The sequence below is a fragment of the Streptomyces sp. TRM68416 genome (genome assembly GCF_014596915.1).
Lineage (GTDB): Bacteria > Actinomycetota > Actinomycetes > Streptomycetales > Streptomycetaceae > Streptomyces.
Genome location: NZ_JACVWU010000049.1, coordinates 1 through 9,032 on the forward strand (window position 1 = coordinate 1; position 9,032 = coordinate 9,032).

The window sequence follows — 9,032 nt, forward strand, 5'->3', positions numbered from 1 at the left end:
GTCTGGTGAGCTCGCATGTTGAGGTGTCATGTATTCCGGACTGATGCGTGACACCGTCACTCTGCGTCATGCGTGGGTGCGTGCTCACCAGCTTCGAGGCCGTAGTAAAAGGGCGAAGGCCCATCGATTCCCGCCCGCTCCAGGAACAGCCCCTCGTAGTGCTGCAGCAGCTCCATGTCGAAGTCGACCTCCGGAGCCGTCCCGTCCTCCTTGAAACTGCTGAGAAGTAGCTGCGTCCAGCGTTGCTCGACAGCCGACCACACCACCAGGTGCGAAGGCGCGAAGAACACCCACATGGCGTCGATCTCGTCTGGCAGCGTTGGGGCAGTCAAGGCGTGCGCGATCAGCGGGTCGAGACATTCCACGTAGGGCATGTCGAAAAAGTGGGACACGATGAACACCACCCGCGCCCTGTCCGGCGAGGACTTGTCCTGCAACTGCTTTGCGGCCTTTGCGATCATCGGCTGGGCCGCCTCGACGACATCGTTCGCTGACACGAACGTTGACCAATTGGTGCCTGGCTCTTCACCTCGCTTCAGTGCCCGCGAGGCCGCTGCGTCGTGCTCGCGGAAGTCACCGGGTATCGACTTCACCTCGAAGTCGGCGAACTCGACACCATTGCGGCCGAGCAGCGACGACAGTGCGTCGCTGTCCGAGTCCGCTACGTGGTAGACAAGATCCACGCCGCCGTGGACGTCTACGGCGACCGGCACGATGCCGAGATATGCGGTCGTCAGCATCGCCCCGAGATGCTCGCCCGAGGCCAGCTTCAACTTCTTCAGGTCGTCCGCCGGTACGTGTGCCGACAGTGCTTCCGTCGCCCAGTCCATCACTTCGTAGGTGATGGCAATGACGCGGGTGCCGATGGCTCCGGCGAGGCTGTCGTCGCTCATGGGCGCGAGTGTGGCACCGCCGTGACGACATGTCACCGGTCGTCGTCGTCCACGTCCCGCCGGACCTCGACGATCGGCAACAATTGGCGCGGGGTGGGGCCGGAAGGTGTGGGGATGTCTGCGAGGCGGTCGAGGAGTTGGCTGAGTGCGGTCTGGCCGTCGTCGACGGCAGCCTGTTCTTCGTCCGTGAGCGGGATCGTGGCCAGCATGCGCTGAAGGTTGTCCTTCGCTTCCAGCAACTGGGCCCTGCTGGAGTCTTTCGGGGTGTAGAAGTCGCAGCGGGCGCAGGCCATTCGGTGCTGGCAGTGTTCGAAGAACGTGTAGGTGCAGTAGCCGTGTCCCAGGTCGTAGTGCTGCCACGGGTCCCCGTCTGCGGCCGCGCCGGATGTGACGGCGTCGCGGTCGACGAGGACTTCGATGGTGCGTACGTTGCGGGCGAAGTATCCGGCGTCCTCGTACGCCTTGGTCAGCGTGTTGGGGCTGATCTTTAATGGTGGAGTCGGGTATTGGAACTGCCTGAATGCCTCTGGAACGAGAGGTTCTCCGAGAGGGATCTGATCGCGCTGAAGTGAGCGGTCGGCAACATCGAAGTGCCAGGTCACGTGGCGTGCTGGGGACGGTGAGCGGTCTGTACTTCGCACTCTGCGGCGTGATCGAATGGGGGATGACATCGTTCTGGACTGGCAATCGGATACGCCTGCGCGGTATCGAGGCTGACGACTGGACCGCGTTCATGCGGTTCGCCGTGGACGAAGAGCGGATGGGCGACCTCCTGAACCCGCCTCGTTCCGCCGAAGGGTTTCGTGCCTGGGCGAAGGAACAGGCCGCTGCCAAGTCCGATGGCGACTGCTTCCAGTTGGCGATCGAGGACGTCGAAGCGGGGGAAATAGTAGGTGCTGTCGGCTCGCACCAGGCTGATCCGCGTGCGGGCTGGTTCGAGTACGGCGTCACGATCGGCGCTGATCACCGACGCAAGGGCTATGCGGCGGAAGCCGCGGTGATGATGCTGCGTTTCATGTTCGCCGAGCGGCGCTATCACAAGTGCGAAGCACGGATCTTCGCTCACAACGAGGCATCGCTCGCACTCCATCATCGGCTCGGCTTTGTCGAGGAGGGTCGCCTCCGCGAACGCGTCTTCCTTGCGGGTCGACACCGTGATCTCGTCGTGATGGGCATGCTCGCTGACGAGTTCGACCAACGGCATTCGATCAGTGAGCCTTGTCGCCCCGCAGCCGGTGGATGAGACCAGGGCGGGCAGAGCAGTGTGCCGGAGTCACCGTGTCGCATGGGTCCTCCATCGCGTCACGAGCTGTTCCGGCGACTGACCTCCGCCGCGTACGAACCCCAGTCCCCGGCGGCGGCCCGCTGCCATTTGACGGCGACGGTGATGTCGATGCCGAGGGTGCGGGCGAGGACCGCGGCGGGCAGCTCGGTGGCCAGTTGGAACAGGGCGGTTGAGCGGGTCTCTGCGAGCCGGATGCCGAGTTTGCGGAGACGTTCGCCCATGGCCCAGACGCTGATCGGGCGGCCGGGCTGACCGCCGGGGAAGAGCCAGGGTGAATCCGTCCGAGCGAGAACGGCATGGCTGCGGCGAACCGCGACTTGTTGAAGGGCCAGCTCGGCGACGGGACCGGGCAAGTCGACCGGGACGGCACCGAGGCGGATGCGGACGGCTCCGCCGGCCTCCTCGATGTGGTCGACGGTGAGCCGGGAGATCGCCGCGGGCCACTGGGCATAGAGGAGCAACAGCAGGCCGGCGAGGCGGTCTTCGGATTTGAGGGTGTCGTCGTGCAGCAGGCGGCGGGCGGTGGCCCAGCGGGCCTCGTCGTCCATCGCCTGGGAGGGGCCGTTCCATCTGACGGCCGGGAAGCTGAGATCGCGTGCGATTTTCTGGGCGAGAGCCCAGCGCACGAAGTGGCCCGCCTCCTTGCGGTGACGGACGTCGTCGTTGGTCATCCAGCGTTCAAGGTCGGCCTGACGGCAAGTCGCGAGTGTCAGATGCTGGTCGTCGAGCCAGTTGAGGAGATGGACGGCTGCCCGCAGATGCTGGCGGACGACGGTGAGCTGGGTGTGCGTGATGTCGTTGCCGCGGCTGCGGCGGCGGAGCCGTCGCAGGAGGTGCCAGGTCGCGTACCGGTGCAGGACTTTCCGTCCCTCGGCGGTGGCATGGGAGGTGACGAGATCGTTCACGTGCCGTACCAGGCGGACCATCTGCTCGTCCCGCTGGGGCAGCGTGCCGGTGGCCACGAGCACGCTGCGGATGTGCTCGACAACCTTGCCTGCCGGGAGTTCGTCCAGGGCCTCGTGTGTCAGGGGACGACGGCCGGAGCCGAGATCGGACAGGACGGTGGAGACGATGCCGCCAGCGAGCCAGCGCATCGCCGTGCCGGCCCGTTCTGTCTCGACCAGGGCGTTGTTGAGGGCCTGCAGCTTTGGGGTATGGAGCCCGAGTCGTCGGCGAGAAGATCGTGGAGCCGTAGCTTGAGAGTGCAGCGAGGGCACGGGCCGGCGGCGCGTAGTCGTTCCGCTTCCCCGCAGGTGGGGCAGGGGCGCCAGAGCTCGGCGTCTGGTGCGGTGCAGGGGCCGCAGACTGGTGCTTCGGCGGTCCCAGAGTGGATGCCTCGAAGCCGCCCGCATACGGTGCAGTGAGCCTGGCGTCGGTCGCAGCCCCCGCAGCGGGGCAGGCCGGTCAGCCGGGAGTGGGTGCCGGGTGCGGTGCGGCCGCAGATCGAGCAGACGAGGACGGGCTGGGGCAGCAGTTCGAGCAGAGAGGACCGTCGGAGGTGCGGTTCTGTACTCGCTTCCGCTTTCCGCAGTTGATGCAGACCTCGACGTTCGCGGGATCGTTGACCAGGCAGTTCGGACACAGCGGCCGCCCCTGGTCGTCGCGGGTCGCCGGCTCGCGGCGGGCTTTGCAGCGTACGCATTCTTCGACGCGGGATTTGGCGATGCAGTTGCGGCAGACCCGCTGGCCGTCGAGCAGCTTGTCGATGCGAACCACCCGGTGGCAGCGGGGGCAGGACGGTCGGGCGATCCCGGCGACACCGGCCTCGTGCAGGAGGTCGATGAACCTCAAGATGGCGCGGTGCGGGGCGAGATGGGCCTCGCCGGTCAGCAGGCGGGGGTTCTCCTCCAGGGCCCAGACCAATCGCTGGCGATAGTGGGGACGGTGGGGCGCCGAGAGGCGCAGAGCTTCGGCGACCGCGTCGCGGTCGGCGCCCGGGGCGATCGTGTTGATCACCGTGTGGATGACCGTGGCCGGGTCACGGTCATCGTGGTCGGGACACATCGAACAGCGTGGCAGGCCCTTGCGGTCCCGGAAGGTGACGCGCCGGGTGTTGCCGCAGGCGGCGCACTCGGTGGTCTCCTTGATGCAGACCGAGCAGTACCAGTCCTGGCCCTGCCGCTGGAGGCTGCGCAGCCCCTTCCCGCAGTCCGCACAGACCGGCGGAGAGATCGCCGAGGCGCCGGCCTTGCGAAGGGCGATGAGGAGATCGCCGACGGCCCGTGGCGCCGGGGACCGGCCATCGGCCAGGACCGCGGGTCGCGTCGCCAGGAACTTGGCCAGGGCCCGTGACTTCGCGCGGCCGCCCGCGACCGCGGTGACCACGATCTGGATGGTCTCGGAGCCGAGTCCGCTCTCGGCATCCGCGACCAGTTCCGTGATCAGGCCGATAGGGTCCGCGACGGAGCGGTCGAGAGAGCCGATAGCAGTCACGGTCGGTCACCCCCCCGGATCCGGGCCCGCTTTGGCCGCAGTCCGCCGAGTCCTTCCGCGTCGGGTGCCGTGCCGCCGACGGCGGCCTTCTTCGGCTTCTTCACCATCCCGGCCACCGCGATGGGCTCGATGAGGTCGTCCATGGTGCAGTCCAGAATGTCGAGGAGAGCCATGAGGATCTTCAGGCTCAGTCGCTCCGGTCGCTCGACGACGAGCCGGTAGACCTGGCTCGAGGACAGGGTGATACCGCGCTCGGCGAGCGGAGGAAGGAGGTCGGTGGTGGAGAACATCCCGCGGTCGGCCATGACTTTGCGCAGGTGCCAGTGGTAATCGAGCTTGGCGGCCATCGCCGGGTCCCTCCTCATCGGACCCCGGCGAACGCCGGGGCGAGTGCCTTGTGCAGGGAAGTGTTCATGAAGTCGTCGCTGACGTGCGTGTAGATGGCCAGGGAGCTGTCGCTCTCGTGACCGACCTGCTGCTGGATGAAGCGGCGGTCCACCCCGTCCTCGGTCAGATGCGTGACGTACGAATGCCTTAAGGAGTGCGGGACGAGTTCTTTCGGCAGTTTGAGGGCGTCGCGGTATGCCTCGAACCGGTCGTTGATCGAGCCGGGCCGCAGGCGTCCACCGCGTTCGGTGATCCACAGAGCAGGGTGGTCGGGGAATCCGAAGCGTGGACGGACGTTCTCGACATAGTCGGCGACTGCCTCGACGGCCCAGTCCATCACCGACAAGACGTTCCGGCGCCGCGGAGGCTGGCCCTTCTTGGCCTTGCCGTAGCGGACGTTGAGCGTGCCGTACCGGCCGAACTGCCGGGCCTGCGGGTTGCGTCCGAAGTCGACCACATCGAGCTTTGAGGTCTCGGTCCGGCGAAGCCCCCACCCGTAGATCACCTTGAAGAGGGTGGCGTCGCGGTAGGCAGCCAGGGCGCCCTTGCGTTTCGCCCGCAGGGCTCGTTCGACCTGGTCGTCGGCGTAGTCGAGGAAGAGCTGCAGCTGTTCGCGGGTGAACGGCTTCGCCTCCGGGTCGCCCTCGTAATCGTTGAGGTGGGCGATGGTGTTCCACTCGTGGCAGACCGCCACCGGGAAGGTGCCGAAGGTTTTCTCGCAGGCAGGGCCCCAGCCGTAGCGGCCGTCGATGAGGAACTCGTTGAACAGCCGCACGGTGCCCTGGTAGCTGCGGATCGTCGACGGCGCCAGATGCTTCTCGCTGGTCAACGAAACCGACCACTCGTCCATGTGGGCCGGCGTCCACTGCCACGGGTAGTCGTTCGCGAACTCCAGGAACCGGCGTATGAGCCGTTCCCGCGGATCGATCGTGTCGTCCTTCAGCCCTCGCGACTTCTGCTGAGCACGCCAGCCCCGCAGCATCGCGTCGAACATCGCGTCCTCGGGACGCAGCTGGACCACCCCGGAGACGAGCTCCAGATGAGCCGACCCGGCCAGGGCCACCTTGCGCTGATGCACCACTCCAGACCATCCCTTCTGGAGGGAGGATCATGCATCAAAAGGGATGTGATCGGCAACATACCTGGTCAGGCAGCTAGGTCGTAGTAGCCTCGGAGTCCTTCAAGCCCGCGCCGTGACCTGGCGACCTGCGACTTCTCGCCCGCCTGATGCAATTCCCGAGGGTTCGCGTAGTGCTGGGTGGACTCGGGAGACCGGTGTCCCAGCCACGCCTGCAGCTCGAACAGGGTCATGGGTTCTTTCGCGTTGTACAGCTGGCTGGCGATGGTGGAGCGGGCCCGGTGGCTGGTGATGCTGCCGCGAGCATCAGCTGCCGGGACGCCAGCCTTGCGACACAGCATGGGGATGATGGTGCTGTTGATGTACCCGCTGGAGACGGCGCGGGCACGATAGGAGAACAGGAGGTCGACCTGTTCGCCCGTGCGTTTGTCGGTGCGTTTGGGCTGGCTGGGGCGGAGTGCCTGCCAGGCGTTGATGGCCTGCCCGAGCAGCGGGTCCACCGGCTTGGTGAACGCAGTGCCGGTCTTGTGAGCGGGCACGTCCAGGAGGCAGACGGCGTCACGGGCGAGGATCTGTTTGGAGTTGCCGGCGACGGGGTCCCCGTCGTGCTGCCAGCGGACGCAACCCAGGCGCAGGCGCGCGATCTCGTTGCTGCGCTGGCCGGAGAAGAGCCAGGTCAGTGTGACAGCGCGGACCAGTTCCACGGGGTAGGTGGGACCGCCCTTACCGCGCGGGACATCGTGGGCCTCCAGATTGAGCCCGGCCCACAGCAGTTTCGCCCAGACGTCGTCGGCGATGACGCGAGGTCGGGGGCCGATGAGGGCGTTGATACTGCGCGGCAGGGCGAGTGCGCGCTGGGGGTCGAACCGGCGCGGCAGCCACTCCCAGTCCTGGATATCGCGGAAGAAGACCCGTACGGCACGTATGAGGCCGGCTTTCGATTCGGCTTGGAGCGGCTGGCCGAGGCGCTCCTGGAGGCTGCTGGTGCGCAGGACGTAGTCGCCGATCTTCATGCGGTCGACGGCCGCGATCCAGGCCGCGCAGGTCTGCCGCGTCCAGGCCGCAGGATCAAGCGGCTTCCGGCTGCTGATCGGCAACCCACCGGCCGGCTTTCAAGAGCGCGGCCCGGCTGTGGAGCCGGGGCCGGTGGGTCATGGTCGTCGTAGCCGTCCACCGTTCCACCCACTCGCCCCATGTCGGTGGGACCCCGGCATGGCTGGCCTGTTCAGCCCCGGAGCGAAGCGCGGGCGCCTCGCAGTGGCCGAGCGCGGCAACAGCCCGCTGCACCGCGAACAGGACCCTCGTGCCCCCGTCGGTCAGGAGATCCTCCCGCCGAACACGGTCGAAGAACGCGGTTGTGAGGTCGCTGCTGTGGGGACTGCGGTTGAGGAGGAAGAGCTGGCTCATCACGGAGGGCACGCCCTTGTCGTGGTCCTGGCCGTACTGGTAGCCCCAGCCGGTCAGCACGGTACGGACCTGTCTGATCTCCGTTTCGACCAGGCGGCGGCCGAAGATGCGGCATGCGAGTGCCAGCCGGTCGAAGTGCCCCAGCCGATTGAAACTGGTGAAGCCTGCCAGATGGTAGGCGTACCCGCACAGAGCCGGACGCACGGCTCCCGCGGTCCAGTTGGGTACCTGACCTTGAAACGCTCTGTGGTTGTGGCCGAGGAAGCGCAGCCATTCCTCGTCGTCCCAGTCCCAGTACGCACGGCCCGTATCCGTGCACCGCAGCAGCACCACGGCGACCGCGTCGTTCGTGGCCCGACGCACATGCTCGGTGGGAGGCACGTCGAAACTGGCGTTGACGTCCTGCAGCGGGCGTGTGAGACGGCTGATGTCAGCCCACTGCTGTGGCGTAGCTGACGTGTTTGCTTATTGATCTCGGTTGTGGCCTGGTATTGCTCAGCTGTACTGAGTGGTAGATCTGTTCCGTCGGCGGGGGTTACGCGGAGTCGCGTGTCCGGCGCCGGAGGATATGTGGGCTGAGCTGGCTGTTTGCTGCTGCGCAGTGAGCTGGGTGGGGCAGCGGTTTTTGCTCAGTGTGGTTGGCGCGCCTGTAGGTAGGGGGACTTGTCGGCCGGTCTGCTGAGGTCTGGGCGGCAAGGGCACGCGGGTCGGTTCAGCGGGTGGTCAGGCGTTGCCAGAGCAGGTCGTGGTCGGCGGGTGCGAGGCGGGGCAGTTGGAGGCGGCTGGCCAATTGGTGGAGGAAGGCGGTCTGCTGGGTGCGTGTCAGGGGGCGTGGGGGCAGGCGGTCGAGGGTGGTGGCGAGGGTGAGGGTCTCGGGGTAGGTGATCAGGTTCCGGCAGGTCAGTGTGGGGGAGGCCGGGCCTGGGGCGAGGTGGGGGTTGGCGGTGGTGAGTTGGCGTAGGCGGGTGTGCCAGCGGCTGTGGAGGTGCTGGTGGTGGTCGTACCAGCGTGTGGTGATCGTTGATGCCCAGCTGAGAGAGGCCGCCGTGGGCGGGCGGCGGGTGGTGAGGCGGGCGTGGGCGAGTTCGGGCAGGGAGCGGATGTCGAGGGGGATGCGCTGTCTGGGGTCGCTTGAGGCTTGCTGGTGGCGGGTGCAGATGAGGGCCCGGGGCAGGTTGGGTGCCGGGTGGATCCACGCGGGGATGGCTTTGTGCGGGCTGCGGTGAGTGGTGCAGGCGGTGCACGCAGGCAGCGGCTGCACTGCGGGCTGGGCGGGCTGCCAGCGGGCGATGGCGGCGCGGGCGGTGCCGATGGCGGCGGGCGGGGGCTGGCGGGCCAGTGCGCGGGAGAGGTGTGCGGGCGGGGTGCGGGTGAAGGCGGACAGGCGGCGGGTGGCTTCGTTGCTGAGGTGGATTTCGTTGGTGGGCGCCCCCGTTGGGGTGCCGGTGGTGCTGATGTGCAGGCCGTCGAGAAGCTGGGCGGCACTGAGATGGTAGGCGGCTGCGAGGCGGGTGAGGTAGGAGGCGGTGGCTTCGCGGGGCAGCGGCCT

At 67.3% G+C, this 9,032-nt stretch carries 10 protein-coding genes; 1 reads left to right on the top strand and 9 read right to left on the bottom strand.

What is annotated here, in order from left to right; translation table 11 throughout:
• Nucleotides 1-56: 56 nt before the first annotated feature.
• A complete protein-coding gene (locus ICC28_RS39665) occupies nt 57-893 on the bottom strand; it encodes a hypothetical protein (protein WP_188293735.1) in 837 nt (278 codons plus the stop codon).
• 32 nt (nt 894-925) lie between these two features.
• Entirely contained in the window at nt 926-1,495 is a 570-nt protein-coding gene (locus tag ICC28_RS39670) for a hypothetical protein (RefSeq protein WP_223190770.1), read from the bottom strand.
• 62 nt (nt 1,496-1,557) lie between these two features.
• On the opposite strand from ICC28_RS39670, the gene ICC28_RS39675 reads away from it, so the two are divergent.
• Nucleotides 1,558-2,136 carry a GNAT family N-acetyltransferase gene (locus ICC28_RS39675; protein ID WP_188293739.1) on the top strand — a complete coding sequence of 193 codons (579 nt, stop codon included), beginning with the start codon at nt 1,558-1,560 and terminating at the stop codon, nt 2,134-2,136.
• 59 nt (nt 2,137-2,195) lie between these two features.
• Here the strand turns inward: ICC28_RS39675 and ICC28_RS40995 are convergent, their stop codons facing one another.
• The 7 genes from ICC28_RS40995 to ICC28_RS39700 all read right to left on the bottom strand — a co-directional run.
• The gene (locus ICC28_RS40995) at nt 2,196-3,272 is read right to left on the bottom strand and encodes a hypothetical protein (protein ID WP_223190771.1); all 1,077 of its coding nucleotides are present in this window, start codon (nt 3,270-3,272) and stop codon (nt 2,196-2,198) included.
• Nucleotides 3,273-3,582: 310 nt separating this feature from the next.
• Nucleotides 3,583-4,611 carry a hypothetical protein gene (locus tag ICC28_RS41000; RefSeq protein WP_223190773.1) on the bottom strand — a complete coding sequence of 343 codons (1,029 nt, stop codon included), beginning with the start codon at nt 4,609-4,611 and terminating at the stop codon, nt 3,583-3,585.
• On the bottom strand, nt 4,608-4,958 hold the full coding sequence (locus tag ICC28_RS39685; RefSeq protein ID WP_188293736.1) for a helix-turn-helix domain-containing protein: 351 nt from the start codon (nt 4,956-4,958) through the stop codon (nt 4,608-4,610). Before ICC28_RS39685 ends, ICC28_RS41000 begins: the two co-directional genes overlap by 4 nt.
• A 14-nt stretch (nt 4,959-4,972) precedes the next feature.
• Nucleotides 4,973-6,079, bottom strand: coding sequence for a tyrosine-type recombinase/integrase (locus tag ICC28_RS39690; protein WP_188293737.1), 1,107 nt, complete (start codon nt 6,077-6,079; stop codon nt 4,973-4,975).
• Nucleotides 6,080-6,144: 65 nt separating this feature from the next.
• Nucleotides 6,145-7,173, bottom strand: a complete 1,029-nt coding sequence (locus ICC28_RS39695; protein WP_223190775.1) for a tyrosine-type recombinase/integrase — start codon at nt 7,171-7,173, stop codon at nt 6,145-6,147.
• Nucleotides 7,145-7,864: a hypothetical protein gene (locus ICC28_RS41005; RefSeq protein WP_223190777.1), complete on the bottom strand. Its 720-nt coding sequence runs from the start codon at nt 7,862-7,864 to the stop codon at nt 7,145-7,147. The genes ICC28_RS39695 and ICC28_RS41005 overlap by 29 nt, the downstream gene beginning before the upstream one ends.
• 331 nt (nt 7,865-8,195) lie before the next feature.
• The coding region (locus ICC28_RS39700; RefSeq protein WP_188293738.1) for a TniQ family protein at nt 8,196-9,032 on the bottom strand (837 nt) is incomplete at its 5' end.

Excerpts from the sequence above, each read along its gene's own strand:
- ICC28_RS39675 (WP_188293739.1), top strand. The coding sequence starts at position 1,558 with ATGACATCGTTCTGGACTGGCAATCGGATACGCCTGCGCGGTATCGAG.
- ICC28_RS40995 (WP_223190771.1), bottom strand. The coding sequence starts at position 3,272 with ATGCGCTGGCTCGCTGGCGGCATCGTCTCCACCGTCCTGTCCGATCTC.
- ICC28_RS39665 (WP_188293735.1), bottom strand. The coding sequence starts at position 893 with ATGAGCGACGACAGCCTCGCCGGAGCCATCGGCACCCGCGTCATTGCC.
- ICC28_RS39685 (WP_188293736.1), bottom strand. The coding sequence starts at position 4,958 with ATGGCCGCCAAGCTCGATTACCACTGGCACCTGCGCAAAGTCATGGCC.